The following is a 14,802-nucleotide window of genomic DNA, read 5'->3' as shown; positions in this document are numbered from 1 at the left end:
GGCCATGCAGATGACACCGCAATGGTCGCTGATGATGGTCGCCGTCTTCCTCGTGATGGGGGTCAGCAACTGGCGGCGCCGGCGCCTGAAGCGCGCGGCGCGGGACCTGCCGACACGGCTATTCCGCCAGCTGGGGCCGGAACCGGAATTCGACTTACCCGACAGCCCGCCAGAGGGGCTTGAAGACTTCGCCGCCCTGCAAAGGCGCAGCCTGCGCGTACAGCACTGGGTCTGGGGGCTGGCGCTGCTCTGGCTGGTCTATGTCATCTACCTGGCAATGGGGGCCACGCAATGAAGCCCGCTCCTATCGCCCTTGCCGCGCTGGGCCTTGCGACACCCGCTCTGGGCCAAAGCTATGCCTGCGCGCCCTGGGGCGCGGCGTCGGACAAGGCCCCGATAGCCGCGATCACCGTCAGCCAGCGGATGATCACCATCGAGCAGGGCGGGTTGAAGACCACGGCACGCATGGCGCAGGCTACGTTGAAACGCCGGGTTTTCCTTGCCGAGGATGCGGCGCTGGTCGTCTACGGAGATGCGGTTCTGAACGCCGGGCAACCGCCCGCCTTCGGGGATCGCGTCACCCTTCAGCACCTGCGTTACGACGCCACGGCACCGAACCTGGCGCAAACCGCCTGCGAGAGGCTGAAATGAGCATCAAAGAGATCTTCGAAAGCATGGACTACGGCCCCGCCCCCGAAAGCGCCGGGGATGCGCTGGCCTGGATCGTCGACCAGGGATCGCGGTTCGGCCATTTCATCAATGGGGCCTTTACCGAGGCGGGCGAGGGGTTCGACAGCCGCAACCCGGCAACGGGAGAGGTACTGGCGACGCTGACCCAGGCGACACAGGATGACGTGGACGCCGCCGTCGCCGCCGCCCGCGCGGCCCAACCTGCGTGGGAAGCGCTGGGGGGACCGGGCCGCGCGCGCTATCTCTACGCGCTGGCGCGGCTCTTGCAGAAGCACGCGCGGCTGTTCGCGGTACTGGAAACGCTGGACAACGGCAAGCCGATCCGCGAAAGCCGCGACATCGACATTCCGCTGGCCCAGCGGCATTTCTACTATCACGCGGGCATGGCACAGCTGATGGACAGCGAGCTGCCCGACCGGCAGGCGCTGGGGGTTTGCGGGCAGATCGTGCCGTGGAACTTTCCGCTGCTGATGCTGTCGTGGAAGATCGCCCCGGCGTTGGCCACCGGCAACACGGTGGTGCTGAAACCCGCCGAATGGACCTCGCTGACCGCGCTTTTGTTCGCCGACATCTGCCAGCAGGCCGGGCTGCCAAGGGGCGTGGTCAACATCGTCACCGGCGACGGCCGCGTGGGTGAGATGATTTGCGACGCGGACGTGGACAAGATCGCCTTTACCGGCTCCACCGAAGTGGGGCGCAAGATCCGCCAGGCGACGGCGGGGCGCGGCATCGGCCTGACACTGGAGCTGGGGGGGAAATCGCCCTACGTGGTCTTCGAGGATGCCGACCTCGACAGCGCCATCGAGGGGCTGGTGGATGCGATCTGGTTCAACCAGGGACAGGTCTGCTGCGCCGGGTCGCGGCTGCTGGTGCAAGAGGGTGTGTCTGACGCTTTCCACGACCGGCTGCGCGCGCGGATGGACAAGCTGCGCATCGGCAACCCGCTGGACAAATGCATCGACGTGGGCGCCATCGTCGACCCCGAACAGCTGCGCCGGATCGAGGGCATGGTGTCGGGCGCCGAGGGCACGGTCTATCGCGCCAACTGCCCCCTGCCCGAGGGCTGTTACTACCCGCCCACGCTGGTCTCGGGGCTGTCGCCCGCCTCGCCGTTGATGCAGGAAGAGATCTTTGGCCCGGTGCTGGTCTCTTCGACATTCCGCACGCCTGCCGAGGCGGCCGCGCTGGCCAATAACACGCGCTATGGCCTTGCTGCCAGCGTCTGGTCCGAGAACATCAACACCGCGCTAGACGTGGCGCCGCAACTGGCGGCGGGGGTCGTCTGGGTCAACGGGACCAACATGTTCGACGCCGCCGCAGGCTTCGGCGGTGTCCGTGAAAGCGGCTTTGGCCGAGAAGGCGGCTGGGAGGGCCTGCGCGCCTATACCCGCGCCCGGGGCGAACCCGGGACCTTGTCCCCGGTCGAGGCCTATGCCGGCGACAGCGCCGAACCGCAGCCGGTCGACCGCACCGCCAAGCTCTATGTTGGTGGCAAGCAGGCGCGTCCCGACGGCGGCTATGCCCGCAGCATCTACGACGCGGCGGGCAAGCTGATCGGCCAGGCGCCGATCGCCAACCGCAAGGACATCCGCAACGCCGTCGAGGCCGCGCGCGGCGCGGGCGGCTGGGCCAAGGCCACGGCCCATAACCGTGCACAGGTCTTGTATTACATCGGTGAGAACCTCTCGGCCCGGGCGGGGGAGTTCGCGGCCCTGATCGACCGGCTGACCGGCAGCGACGGCGGCGCGGCAGAGGTCGAGGCCAGCGTGAACCGGCTGTTCACCGCGGCCGCCTGGGCAGACAAGTTTGACGGCGGCGTGCGCAGCGTCCCCATGCGTGGCGTGGCCCTTGCGATGAACGAACCCTGCGGGGTTATCGGCGCGCTCTGTGCGGACGAGGCCCCGCTCCTGGGGCTGGTCTCGGTCATGGCCCCCGCCATCGCGATGGGGAATCGGGTGGTGCTGGTCGCCTCCGACCCCTTCCCGCTGGCGGCATTGGAGTTCACTCAGGTTCTGGAAACCTCGGACGTGCCCGGGGGCGTGGTGAACATCCTGACCGGATCACATGCAGAGCTGGCCCCGGTGCTGGCGTCGCATATGGACGTCGAGGCGGTCTGGTCCTTCTCCTCCAGCGATCTGTCGGAGGTGATCGAGAGCGCCTCGGCGGGTAATCTGAAACGGACCTGGGTCAACGACGGGCGCGCTCGCGACTGGCTGAACGCCGGGGACGCACGCGATTTCCTCGAGCAGGCGACCGAGGTCAAGACCGTCTGGGTGCCCTACGGCGCATGAGCGGTGTGGCGGGGCAAACCCCGCCCTACGCCTCACCTTCTGGCAGGGCCTCCAGCAGGTCGCCGGGCTGACAGTCGAGAACCTCGCAGATCTTTGCCAGCGTCTCGAAACGGATGCCCTTGACCTTGCCGGATTTCAGCAGGGAAATGTTCTGCTCGGTGATGCCCACACGCTCGGCCAGCTCGCGCGAGCGCATCTTGCGCCGCGCCAGCATCACGTCCAGCCGCACGACGATCTGCATCAGACGAATCCCTCGTTCTCGGACCGGAGCGCCACCGCCTGGCTGGTGACCAGCCCGACGATCAGCATCATGCCCCCCGCAAGGACAAAGCCCAGGTCAGCCGAGGACACGGCAAGCGAGACCATCCTTTGCCCTGCGGGCGCCCCCAGGGTCAGCAAGAGTGTTTCGACCGGATGGCCCAGAAGACCCACCGCCGCCTGCGCGAGAAAGCCCAGACCGATGTGCCGCAGCGCGTGAGCCGCCGTTGGGGTCAGCGCGGCGTCACCCGCGTAGCAGGCAAAAAGCCGGCTCATGTGCCAAAGGGTGTAAGACACGGCACCCAACGCAATCCAGGCTCCGGCCACCAGCGCCATCCGGCTCGCCAAGCCGAGGGTGCGCCCGCCCATGTCCAGCCCAAGCGCGTCGGCACGATTGGACACAAGGAACGCCGGATCGGCGGCAACCCATGCCACAAGCCCGAGGAGCACCGTCATCGCGATGAAGGACAGCCCGCGCAGAACCTGGGCGGCGCGGCGCGTGGCACGGGGAAGTTGGTAGGTCATATCGAGGTCCAGCTTGCTATTTAATCAACATTACTTAATGTAAAACGATAAAAATTGATTCCACAAGAGGAGATTCTTCGTGCTTCGCCTTATCCCCATCCTCGCCCTACTGAGCGCCTGCACGGCGCTCGTACCGCAGACCCTGCAAGACTTGCGCAAAGTCGATCCGCTGACCGCCGACCCGGTGGATTTCCAGATCCATCTGCACCTGCCGGAGGGCCTGGATCTTCTCCCTGACTCGGCGCGGCTGACCCTCACGGCGGTTTCGGCCCGGGGCGCGTTCGACGAGAGCTTTGTCCTGCGACGCCGGGACATGCGGGACGGATCGCTGATTCTTACCGTCGCGCCCGCCGACCTCGACGGCCTGCGTGCAGCACAAGCCCGCGCCCGCACATGGAAAACCGAGGCGCCAGAACGCACCTCCGGCTCGCTGGAGATGTCCTTTGGCCTTTGCCTGCACGGCTCGGGGCCAGACATGGATGCGCCCGTTTCCGCCGATATCGTCCTGGAAAACGGTGGTCAGGCGCGACCCCTGTTGCGCCCGCAACCCGTTGGCCGCTACCTGAAAACGCTGAAGGCACGGGCAGATACGCCCCCTGTCCCCTGCCCCTCTGCCACGCGACATTGAGAATTTACATTTCCGATGCTATCTTTAAAGCATGCCCATGCGCCCGGGCTTGGGGGGGCGCGTAGCGACACAGGAGGACATTGTCCTGTCTTCGACGACACTTGCGGCGCATGCCGCTGATCAAGGCCGGGGCATTTCGGCCATGACACAGAGCGAAACGACCGCCGAGAGCATTCTCGCGGCAGTGCTCGAAACACTCTCCGACAACAAGGCAGAGGATATCGTGCAGATCGACCTGCACGGCAAATCCTCGGTGTGCGATTACATGGTCATCGCCACCGGCCGCTCGTCGCGCCAGGTCGCGGCGCTGTCGGAAAAGCTGTCAGATGAACTCAAGCAGCGCTTCGGTGTTCTCTCCACGATGGAGGGCAAGGATACCGGGGACTGGGTGCTCATCGACGCGGGGGACGTGGTTGTCCATCTCTTCCGCCCCGAAGTGCGTGAGTTCTACCAGCTGGAAAAGATGTGGGCTCCGGTGGCAGGCAACCAGGCCTGAACGGTGCGCATACATCTTTGCGTGGTTGGCCGGCTCCGGAAGGGGCCGGAAAAGGCGCTTGTCGATGATTACCTGACACGTTTCGACCGCACGGGCCGGGCGCTGGGCCTTGGTCCGGCGCAAGTGATCGAGGTCGAGGACCGCAAGGGCGGCGGCATGGCGGGTGAGGCCGCTCTGTTGCGCCGCGCGATCCCCTCGGGTGCACGGATCTGCGCGCTGGATGAGCGCGGCCACATCTGGTCCTCGCCCGAGTTTTCCGGAAAACTGGCAGACTGGCGTGATGGTGGCGCGCAGGACCTGGCCCTTGTCATCGGTGGCGCCGACGGAATCGACCCCGCCCTGCGGGCCGAGGCGCAGGACCTGATGTCCTTTGGTCGGATGGTCTGGCCACACATGCTGGTGCGGGTCATGCTGGCCGAACAGCTATACCGCGCCGCCTCGATCCAGGCGGGGGCGCCTTATCACCGGGTGTGACGTTCAGGCGTAGGCGATCCAGAGCAGGATCAGCCCCAGGATCACCCGGTAGATGACATAGGGTGTAAAGCTGACAGAGCGCAGGAGCCGCATCATCAGCCAGAGCGCCCCCAGCGCAGACAGAAACGCCAGAGCCGCCGCAATCGCACCATCACGCGCGGCCTCGGCATCGGCGGTCGCGATGACCTCGGCCCCCAGCAACGCGGCTGACGCCATGATCGTCGGGATCGACATCAACATGGCCAGCTTGGCGCCGTCGTGCCGGTTATAGCCCAGGTGGCGCGCCGCGGTGATGGTGATGCCGGACCGCGAGGTGCCCGGGATCAAGGCCACGGCCTGCCACAGCCCCATGATGATGGCATCCCGCAGGTTCCAGTCGCTGTCCGCCTTGTCCTGCGCCCCTTTCATGTCCGCCCAGTAGAGGACAAGACCGAAGACAAGCATGGTCCACCCGATCACCGCCGTCGAGCGCAGCATGTCGTCCAGCCCCGAGAGCTTGAGCGCCAGTCCGAAGAGGATCACCGGGATGGTGGCCACAAGCAGCAGGAAGGCGAGGCGCGCGCCCGGCGTGTCCATGCGCCCCGTCATGAGCCGCAGCGTGCCCTTGGCTGCATCCTTAACGTCGGCTCGGAAGTAGAGGATGACAGCCAGCAAGGTTCCCACGTGAACGGCCACGTCGATCACCTGGCCCTGGTCCTGCATCCCCGTCAGGTTCGGCAAGAGAATCAGGTGGCCCGAGGACGAGATCGGAAGGAATTCGGTAACCCCCTGTATCAGGGCGAGAATCAGCAGTTGCGTGAAAGCCATTGTCGGGGTCCAATCAAAGCTACGCGCCTTGGTATAACTCCTTGTTTCAGAGCCGAAAGTGGCAATTTAGGTCCGATTTGGACCTATTTTTGGCAGCCGCATGTGGTTTTGAGACGTCAAAAACGGGAATATTCTGGATATAGGTCAGCATAACTGACTTTCATTCCAAGCCAAGCTTCTGTAAGGAGGCGCGGACGATCTAGGGATTACCTGCAAAGGGTGGATGAATGGCGAAGCAGCCGATGCTGAAATTTGTGTCCGTGGGGCGGGAGATGCCGGTCAAGCGGGAGGCCGCGGAGCGCCGGACGGATTTCGACGAGATCTATGCGGAATACGCCGATGCGAAGGCCAAGGAACAGGCCGCGCGCTGCAGCCAGTGCGGCGTGCCCTATTGCCAGAGCCACTGCCCGCTGCACAACAATATCCCCGACTGGTTGCGCCTGACCGCCACGGGCCGCCTTCAGGAGGCCTATGAGGTCAGCCAGGCCACCAACACCTTCCCCGAGATCTGCGGCCGCATCTGCCCCCAGGACCGCCTCTGCGAAGGCAACTGCGTGATCGAACAATCGGGTCACGGCACGGTGACCATCGGCTCGGTCGAGAAGTACATCACCGATACCGCCTGGGAAGAAGGCTGGGTCAAGCCCGTGACCCCGGCACAGGAACGCTCCGAAAGCGTCGGCATCATCGGCGCCGGCCCCGGCGGGCTGGCCGCAGCCGACATGCTGCGCCGCGCCGGCGTGCAGGTCACCGTCTACGACCGCTACGACCGCTCGGGCGGGCTGCTGACCTATGGCATCCCCGGCTTCAAGCTGGAGAAAGACATCGTGATGCGCCGCAACAAGCAGCTCGAAGAGGGCGGCGTGCGCTTTGTGATGAACTGCAACGTGGGCGAAGACCTGTCGTTCGAGGAAATTCGCGCACAACATGATGCGGTCATCATCGCAACCGGCGTCTACAAGTCGCGTGACCTGGGCGGCCCGGGCGCGGGTGCCAAGGGCATCGTCAAGGCGATCGACTACCTGACCGCCTCGAACCGCGCGTCGAACTTTGGCGACAGCGTGCCGGAATTCGAAAGCGGCGAGCTGAACGCAAAGGGCAAGAAGGTTGTCGTGATCGGCGGCGGCGACACGGCGATGGACTGTGTCCGCACCGCGATCCGCCAGGGCGCCACCAGCGTCAAATGCCTGTATCGCCGCGACCGCGCCAACATGCCAGGGAGCCAGCGCGAGACGCAGAACGCCGAGGAAGAAGGTGTGGTCTTCGAATGGCTGACCGCGCCCAAGGGCTTCAAGGGTGAGCCGGTCAATGCCGTGATGGTCGAGAAGATGCGCCTGGGCGCACCGGACGCCACCGGCCGCCAGCGCCCCGAGGTGATCGAGGGATCGGACTACGACGAGCCCGCAGACCTGGTCATCAAGGCGCTCGGCTTCGAGCCCGAGGAACTGCCGACGCTCTGGGGCTGCCCCGAGCTGGAAGTGACCCGCTGGGGCACCATCAAGGCAGAGTTCACCAGCGGCCGCACCGCCCTGCCCGGCGTCTATGCCATCGGCGACATCGTGCGCGGCGCAAGCCTGGTGGTCTGGGCGATCCGCGACGGTCGCGACTGTGTCGAGGCCGTGTTGCAGGACCTGAACTCCAAGGGAGCTGTCGCCGCGGAATGACCGGGACGGTCTGTACGTTTTGTACAAAACGTACAGCGTTTCCAGCATTTTGTACAAACAGGCAAGGGTTGGTTAACCAAGGCGCAGGCGGCGCCGGAATGGGTCAGAAAGGCTGTCTCATGTGGCTCGAAAGATTGACCAAGGGTAAAGTCTCGACCGCGCTTTGCGCCGGTCTGGCGGCGCTTGCGCTGCTGGGCGGAGCCGGCGCGGTCCAGGCCCAGGGCGGGCTGTTCACCCCGCCCGAGGGCTGCGAGACCTACCTGACGGTGCAATCCCGCAGCTGCGTCGTGACCAACCACTATGTCTGCCCGCAGATCGACCCGGATCACAGGTTCCGCACCGATTTCGGCGAGGCCGGTCCCTATTTCACCAGCCGCATCGACGATGACGGCCAGTGGATCGAAAGCGGCCCGCCCGACGATCCGACCCGCACCCGGACGGTGCGCCCGATCCCCGATCCCGGCAGCATCTCCGAGCTGGTCGAAAACGGCATCGACAGTTTCGATTTCACCCAGCGGTCGACGCTCGACGGGCCGACCCGTGTCACCGGGTTCGACCGGATCATCGGCGAAATCGAGATCGACGGCGAAAAGCTGTACCGGACCGAGTTCGAGATGACGCGCCGCGATGCCTCGGGGCGGGTGATCGAACATGTCCGGGGGCGCGAATACGTCTCGGACAAGCACAAGCGGTTCTTTGCGGGCTTTGCCGCCGACGTCACGGAGGACGAGCGCCAGGCCAACGCACGCGACCGCAGCCCGGTGGAGTTCATCTATCCCGGCGAACAGGGGTTCCGTGGCATCTATCCGCGCCACGACTGCGACCTGATGAGCGGCCTGGAGGGGGTTGAGCCGGGTTGGGGTCACCCGCTTGGCACCAGCACAGCGGAGGACCGGGCATGAGCGCGCGCAGCGGGGGCTGCATGTGCGGCGCGGTCCGGTTCACCGCGCGCGATGTGCCGGCGCAGGCCGGGGCCTGTCACTGCGAGATGTGCCGCCGCTGGACCGGCTCGGCGCTGATCGGCGTGACCGTGCCGCTGGAAAACGTGACCTGGGAGGATGAAACCCACCTGGGCCGCATCCAGTCCAGCGACTGGGCGGAACGCGGGTTCTGCATGCGCTGTGGCTCGGGGATGTTTTTCCGGGTGACGATGGAATCCGCCTACTCCGGCGACCTGGAACTGCCCATCGGCGTCTTTGACGAGGCCGACGGTTTCGAGATGACGAACGAGATCTACATCGACGTGAAACCCGACAGCTTTGCCTACGAGGGCCAGGCCGGGCGCAAGTTGATGACGCGGGCCGAGTGCCACGCGAAATTCGGCGTTCTTGCCGAACAGACGGACTGAAAGACTTTCGGCCCGCCCCCGTCACCGGGACGCAGGCCATCACAGCGATGCCGGGCCGCGACGTGCGGTCCATGAACGGAGGGCTTGAGCCATGACCAAATACGATGCCGACTGGGTGCGGGCCGAGGAAGCCAAGCGCAAGTGGATGAGCGAAAACGGCATGTACCACGAGAGCGAAGAGCACAGCTCTTGCGGCGTGGGCCTTGTCGTGAACCTGGACGGGAAACCGTCGCGGCGCGTCGTCGAGGCGGGGATCACCGCGCTCAAGGCGATCTGGCACCGGGGTGCCGTGGACGCCGATGGCAAGACCGGCGACGGCGCGGGCATCCACGTCCAGATCCCGGCTCCCTTCTTTTACGACCAGGTGCTGCGCACCGGCCACACGCCGCGCCGCGACGAGATGATGGCCGTGGGCCAGGTCTTTCTGCCGCGCACCAACTTCGGCGCGCAGGAAGCCTGCCGGACGATCGTGGAGACCGAGGTCCTGCGCATGGGCCACTACATCTATGGCTGGCGCCACGTCCCGGTGAACGTCGAGTGCCTGGGTGAAAAGGCCAACGCGACCCGCCCCGAGATCGAGCAGATCATCATCTCGAACGCCAAGGGCGTGGACGAGGAGACCTTTGAGCGCGAGCTTTACGTGATCCGGCGCCGGATCGAGAAGGCGGCGGCAGCGGCGGGGATCACCCAGCTGTACATCGCCTCGCTGTCCTGCCGGTCGATCATCTACAAGGGCATGATGCTGGCCGAGCAGGTCGCGGAATTCTATCCCGATCTGCAGGACGAGCGGTTTGAATCGGCCTTCGCGATCTACCACCAGCGCTATTCGACCAACACCTTCCCGCAGTGGTGGCTGGCGCAGCCGTTCCGGATGCTGGCCCACAACGGCGAGATCAACACGCTCAAGGGCAACACCAACTGGATGAAGAGCCACGAGATCCGGATGGCCTCGGGCGCCTTCGGGGACATGGCCGAGGACATCAAGCCGATCGTGCCCAATGGCTCGTCGGACTCGGCGGCGCTGGACGCGGTGTTCGAGGTGCTGGTGCGCGCCGGGCGCAATGCGCCGATGGCCAAGACGATGCTGGTGCCGGAAAGCTGGTCCAAGCAGGCGGTGGAACTGCCGCAGGCCTGGCGTGACATGTATTCCTACTGCAACTCGGTGATGGAGCCCTGGGACGGCCCCGCGGCACTGGCGATGACCGATGGCCGCTGGGTCTGTGGCGGGCTGGACCGCAACGGTCTGCGCCCGATGCGCTATGTCGTGACCGGCGACGGGATGCTGATCGCAGGCTCGGAAATCGGCATGGTGCCGACGGACGAGGCGACGGCGCGCGAAAAGGGCGCGCTGGGACCGGGCCAGTTGATCGCCGTCGACATGAAAGAGGGCAAGCTCTACCACGACGTCGAGATCAAGGACAAACTGGCCGCCGCGCAGCCTTTTGGCGACTGGGTCGGCAAGATCACCGAACTGGACGAGCCGCTGGCCGCCGTTACGGAAAAGTCGCTTTTCGAGGGCGCCGAATTGCGCCGCCGCCAGATCGCGGCAGGTTACACCGTCGAGGAGCTGGAACAGATCCTGGCGCCCATGGCCGAGGACGCCAAGGAAACGCTGGCCTCGATGGGCGATGACACGCCCTCGGCGGTCCTGTCCAAGAAGTACCGGCCGCTGAGCCACTACTTCCGCCAGAACTTCAGCCAGGTGACGAACCCGCCGATCGACAGCTTGCGCGAATTCCGGGTCATGAGCCTCAAGACCCGCTTCGGCAACCTCAAGAACGTGCTGGACGAGGACAGCAGCCAGACCGAGATCCTGGTGCTGGACAGCCCCTTTGTCGGCAACGCGCAGTTCGACGAGTTGAAGAACCATTTCAACGCGCCCTGCACAGAGATCGACTGTACCTTTGCCGCCGGTGAAGGCGCCCTGCGCGAGGGCCTGGCCCGCATCCGGGCCGAGGCCGAGGACGCGGTGCGCTCGGGCTCGGGCCACCTGATCCTGACCGACGAGCACAGCGGTCCGGGCCGGGTCGCGATGCCGATGATCCTGGCCACCAGCGCGGTACACAGCCACCTGACGCGCAAGGGGCTGCGGACCTTCTGCTCGCTCAACGTGCGCTCGGCAGAATGCATCGACCCGCATTACTTCGCGGTGCTGATCGGGGCCGGCGCCACCATCGTCAACGCCTACCTGGCCGAGGACAGCCTGGCGGACCGCATCAACCGCGGCCTTCTGGACATGACCCTGACCGAGGCGGTGGCCCGCTACCGCGAGGCCATCGACCAGGGCCTGCTGAAAATCATGTCAAAGATGGGCATCTCGGTCATCTCTTCCTATCGCGGCGGCCTGAACTTCGAGGCCGTGGGGCTGAGCCGTGCCATGTGCGCGGAGTACTTCCCCGGCATGATCTCGCGCATCTCGGGCATCGGGGTCAGCGGCATCCAGCACAAGGCGGAGCAGATCCACGCGCTGGCCTTTGAGCGCGGCCAGGACGTGCTGCCCATCGGCGGTTTCTACAAGGCGCGGAAATCCGGCGAGACCCACGCCTGGGGCGCGCAGACCATGCACTTGATGCAGGCCGCCTGTGACCGCGCCTCTTACGAGATGTGGAAGCAGTATTCGAACGCGATGCAGTCGAACCCGCCGATCCACCTGCGCGACCTGCTGGCGATCAAGCCGCTGGGCAAGGCGCTGCCGATCGAAGAGGTCGAAAGCATCACCTCGATCCGCAAGCGGTTCGTGACGCCGGGCATGTCTCTGGGCGCGCTGAGCCCCGAGGCGCACAAGACGCTGAACGTGGCCATGAACCGCATCGGCGCCAAGTCGGACAGCGGCGAAGGCGGCGAAGATCCGGCGCATTTCGTGCCCGAGCCCAACGGCGACAACCCCAGCGCCAAGATCAAGCAGGTGGCATCGGGCCGCTTTGGCGTCACCGCCGAGTACCTGAACCACTGCGAAGAGCTTGAAATCAAGGTGGCCCAGGGCGCCAAGCCCGGTGAGGGTGGCCAGCTGCCCGGCATGAAGGTCACCGACCTGATCGCGCGGCTGCGGCATTCGACAAAGGGCGTGACGCTGATCTCGCCCCCGCCGCACCACGATATCTATTCCATCGAGGACCTTGCGCAGCTGATCTACGACCTCAAGCAGATCAACCCGCGCTGCAAGGTGACGGTCAAGCTGGTTGCGTCGTCGGGCGTGGGCACCATTGCCGCCGGCGTGGCCAAGGCCGAGGCCGACGTGATCCTGATCTCGGGGCACAACGGCGGCACGGGCGCCAGCCCTGCCACCTCGATCAAATATGCCGGCCTGCCCTGGGAAATGGGTCTGACCGAGGCGCACCAGGTGCTGGCGATGAACAACCTGCGCGAGCGGATCACGCTGCGCACGGACGGCGGCCTGCGGACCGGCCGGGACATCGTCATGGCCGCCATGATGGGCGCCGAGGAATACGGCATCGGCACCGCCGCGCTGATCGCGATGGGCTGTATCATGGTGCGCCAGTGCCAGTCGAACACCTGCCCGGTGGGCGTCTGCACCCAGGACGAATCCCTGCGCGCCAAGTTCACCGGCAATGCCGACAAGGTGGTGAACCTGATCACCTTCTACGCGCAGGAAGTGCGGGAAATCCTCGCCGAGATCGGCGCACGTTCGCTGGACGAGGTGATCGGCCGGGCCGACCTGTTGAGCCAGGTCAGCCGCGGGTCGGACCACCTGGACGACCTGGACCTGAACCCGCTGCTGATCCGTGTCGACGGGTCGGATGACATCGTCTACGACCGCAACAAGCCCCGCAACCCGGTGCGCGACACGCTGGACGCGGAAATCGTGCGGGACGGCCAGCGCTTCCTGGAAGACGGCGAAAAAATGCAGCTGTCCTACGCGGTGATGAACACGCACCGCACCGTGGGCACCCGCGTCAGCAGCCACATCGTTCAGAAATTCGGGATGCGCAACGCACTGCAGCCGAACCACCTGCACGTCAAGCTGACTGGCAGCGCCGGCCAGTCGCTGGGCGCCTTCGCGGCGCCGGGCCTCAAGATCGAGGTTTCGGGCGATGCCAACGACTATGTCGGCAAGGGCCTGTCGGGCGGTCTGATCGTCGTGCGTCCGCCGCTGGTCTCGCCGCTGAACGCGGCCGAGAACACGATCATCGGCAACACGGTGCTTTACGGCGCCACCGACGGACACCTCTTCGCGGCGGGCCGCGCGGGCGAACGTTTCGCGGTGCGCAACTCGGGCGCCAAGGTGGTGATCGAGGGCTGCGGCTCGAACGGCTGTGAATACATGACCGGCGGCGTCGCGGTGATCCTGGGCAGCATCGGCGCCAACTTCGGCGCCGGGATGACCGGGGGCATGGCCTATATCTACGACCCCGAGGGCACGGCGCGGCAGATGATGAACATGGAAAGCCTCGTCACCTGCCCGGTCACCGTGACCGCCTGGGAAGACCAGCTGAAAGGCCTTATCGAGCGCCACGTCGAGGAAACCGCGAGCCGCAAGGGCAAGGACATCCTGCAGAACTGGGACCTGGAAAAGGATCATTTCGTGCAGGTCTGCCCGAAGGAGATGCTGAACAAGATCTCTCATCCGCTGGGGATCGAGGGCGACCTCGCGGTGCCGGCGGAATAAGGCGACAGCGGAACGGTCACGAAGGGGCCCGGTCACATCGACCGGGCCCTTTTGCGTCTTGGCAAGGTCGGACCGGGGGCGCTGCCCCCGGACCCCCGAGGTACTTGGAAAACCAAAGAAGGGCAGGAGGTGCGCCCGGGCTTCTTTGGTTTCGAAAATACCTCGGGGGAGTCGCGCCCTGGCGCGACGGGGGCAGAGCCCCCGTTTTCCGGAGATTGGCGCCGCCGCGCCGCTGGGGTAGAGATCAGGCATGGCGACCAAGGCGAAGAAACCGGCGCGCAAGCGCAAGACGAAGGGCAAGGCGGTGCAACGCCCCCGCCCGCTGGCCTTTCTGCGGCGCTGGCTCTTGCGGGCGTTGCTGGGCGCGGCGGTGCTCGCGGTGCTGGTGGTGCTGCTTTTCCGGGTCATCAACCCGCCCGTCACCCATACCATCTGGTCCGAGGCGCGGCGTCTGGGCGGGGTGGAACGCAGCTGGGTCGAGGTGGACGGAATCGCGCCGGTGATGCTGCGCTCTGCCGTGGCGGCGGAGGACGCGAATTTCTGCACCCACTGGGGGTTCGACATGGGCGCCATCCGTGCCGCGATCGAGGACGGCGCCCGGCGCGGCGGCAGCACGATTTCCCAGCAGGTGGTCAAGAACGTCTACCTCTGGCAGGCGCGCAGTTATCTCCGCAAGGCGCTGGAGGCTCTGATGACCCCGCTGGTCGAGGCGCTCTGGCCCAAGCGGCGTATCCTCGAGGTCTACCTGAACGTGGCCGAGTTCGACGAGGGGGTCTTTGGCGTGGACGCGGCGGCGCGGCACTATTTCGGCGTGGCGCCAAGGGACCTGAGCCCGCGGCAGGCGGCCCTTCTGGCCGCTGTCCTGCCGAACCCCAAGGCGCGCGCGGCGGATCGGCCCAGTGCCGCGCTCAACCGGCGTGCACAGGCGATCATGGACGGTGCCGCGCTGATCGCGCAGGACGGCCGCGCCACCTGTTTCGAGAACTGAAAACGG

At 65.9% G+C, this 14,802-nt stretch carries 14 protein-coding genes; 11 read left to right on the top strand and 3 right to left on the bottom strand.

Annotated features, from left to right (window positions below):
* The first annotated feature begins 4 nt into the window (after positions 1 to 4).
* From G9Q80_RS14415 to G9Q80_RS14405, 3 genes are read left to right on the top strand one after another with little or no spacing between them, the layout of a single operon-like run.
* Positions 5 to 295 carry a hypothetical protein gene (locus G9Q80_RS14415; RefSeq protein WP_069207943.1) on the top strand — a complete coding sequence of 97 codons (291 nt, stop codon included), beginning with the start codon at positions 5 to 7 and terminating at the stop codon, positions 293 to 295.
* The gene (locus G9Q80_RS14410; protein ID WP_088669286.1) at positions 292 to 651 is read left to right on the top strand and encodes a hypothetical protein; all 360 of its coding nucleotides are present in this window, start codon (positions 292 to 294) and stop codon (positions 649 to 651) included. Before G9Q80_RS14415 ends, G9Q80_RS14410 begins: the two co-directional genes overlap by 4 nt.
* On the top strand, positions 648 to 2,981 hold the full coding sequence (locus tag G9Q80_RS14405; RefSeq protein ID WP_088714437.1) for an aldehyde dehydrogenase family protein: 2,334 nt from the start codon (positions 648 to 650) through the stop codon (positions 2,979 to 2,981). Before G9Q80_RS14410 ends, G9Q80_RS14405 begins: the two co-directional genes overlap by 4 nt.
* A gap of 25 nt (positions 2,982 to 3,006) precedes the next feature.
* Here the strand turns inward: G9Q80_RS14405 and G9Q80_RS14400 are convergent, their stop codons facing one another.
* The gene (locus tag G9Q80_RS14400; RefSeq protein WP_074622298.1) at positions 3,007 to 3,222 is read right to left on the bottom strand and encodes a helix-turn-helix domain-containing protein; all 216 of its coding nucleotides are present in this window, start codon (positions 3,220 to 3,222) and stop codon (positions 3,007 to 3,009) included.
* Positions 3,222 to 3,764 carry a DUF2975 domain-containing protein gene (locus G9Q80_RS14395; protein WP_088714436.1) on the bottom strand — a complete coding sequence of 181 codons (543 nt, stop codon included), beginning with the start codon at positions 3,762 to 3,764 and terminating at the stop codon, positions 3,222 to 3,224. Before G9Q80_RS14395 ends, G9Q80_RS14400 begins: the two co-directional genes overlap by 1 nt.
* Before the next feature lie 79 nt (positions 3,765 to 3,843).
* Here G9Q80_RS14395 and G9Q80_RS14390 point away from each other — a divergent pair, with 79 nt between their 5' ends.
* From G9Q80_RS14390 to rlmH, 3 genes are all read left to right on the top strand, one after another.
* Positions 3,844 to 4,392 carry a hypothetical protein gene (locus G9Q80_RS14390; RefSeq protein WP_088714435.1) on the top strand — a complete coding sequence of 183 codons (549 nt, stop codon included), beginning with the start codon at positions 3,844 to 3,846 and terminating at the stop codon, positions 4,390 to 4,392.
* A 142-nt stretch (positions 4,393 to 4,534) separates the two neighbouring features.
* On the top strand, positions 4,535 to 4,888 hold the full coding sequence (gene rsfS / locus G9Q80_RS14385) for a ribosome silencing factor (RefSeq protein WP_088714540.1): 354 nt from the start codon (positions 4,535 to 4,537) through the stop codon (positions 4,886 to 4,888).
* Between the two features lie 3 nt (positions 4,889 to 4,891).
* The gene (gene rlmH / locus G9Q80_RS14380) at positions 4,892 to 5,362 is read left to right on the top strand and encodes a 23S rRNA (pseudouridine(1915)-N(3))-methyltransferase RlmH (RefSeq protein WP_088714434.1); all 471 of its coding nucleotides are present in this window, start codon (positions 4,892 to 4,894) and stop codon (positions 5,360 to 5,362) included.
* Positions 5,363 to 5,365: 3 nt separating this feature from the next.
* On the opposite strand, the gene G9Q80_RS14375 is transcribed toward rlmH, so the two are convergent.
* Entirely contained in the window at positions 5,366 to 6,169 is an 804-nt protein-coding gene (locus tag G9Q80_RS14375; RefSeq protein ID WP_088714433.1) for an undecaprenyl-diphosphate phosphatase, read from the bottom strand.
* Positions 6,170 to 6,396: 227 nt separating this feature from the next.
* Here G9Q80_RS14375 and G9Q80_RS14370 point away from each other — a divergent pair, with 227 nt between their 5' ends.
* The 5 genes from G9Q80_RS14370 (at position 6,397) to mtgA (ending at position 14,796) form a co-directional block, all read left to right on the top strand.
* Positions 6,397 to 7,833: an NAD(P)-dependent oxidoreductase gene (locus tag G9Q80_RS14370; protein ID WP_069207938.1), complete on the top strand. Its 1,437-nt coding sequence runs from the start codon at positions 6,397 to 6,399 to the stop codon at positions 7,831 to 7,833.
* Positions 7,834 to 7,967: 134 nt separating this feature from the next.
* The gene (locus tag G9Q80_RS14365) at positions 7,968 to 8,735 is read left to right on the top strand and encodes a hypothetical protein (RefSeq protein ID WP_133066373.1); all 768 of its coding nucleotides are present in this window, start codon (positions 7,968 to 7,970) and stop codon (positions 8,733 to 8,735) included.
* Positions 8,732 to 9,181, top strand: a complete 450-nt coding sequence (locus G9Q80_RS14360; protein ID WP_232788160.1) for a GFA family protein — start codon at positions 8,732 to 8,734, stop codon at positions 9,179 to 9,181. The genes G9Q80_RS14365 and G9Q80_RS14360 overlap by 4 nt, the downstream gene beginning before the upstream one ends.
* Before the next feature lie 91 nt (positions 9,182 to 9,272).
* Positions 9,273 to 13,808: a glutamate synthase large subunit gene (gltB, locus tag G9Q80_RS14355; RefSeq protein WP_088714431.1), complete on the top strand. Its 4,536-nt coding sequence runs from the start codon at positions 9,273 to 9,275 to the stop codon at positions 13,806 to 13,808.
* 250 nt (positions 13,809 to 14,058) lie between these two features.
* The gene (mtgA, locus tag G9Q80_RS14350; RefSeq protein WP_088714430.1) at positions 14,059 to 14,796 is read left to right on the top strand and encodes a monofunctional biosynthetic peptidoglycan transglycosylase; all 738 of its coding nucleotides are present in this window, start codon (positions 14,059 to 14,061) and stop codon (positions 14,794 to 14,796) included.
* The last annotated feature ends 6 nt before the right edge of the window (positions 14,797 to 14,802 follow it).

It is taken from the genome of Mameliella sp. LZ-28 (assembly GCF_012274245.1).
GTDB lineage: Bacteria > Pseudomonadota > Alphaproteobacteria > Rhodobacterales > Rhodobacteraceae > Antarctobacter > Antarctobacter albus.
This window is presented reverse-complemented; position numbering and strand designations above follow the sequence as displayed.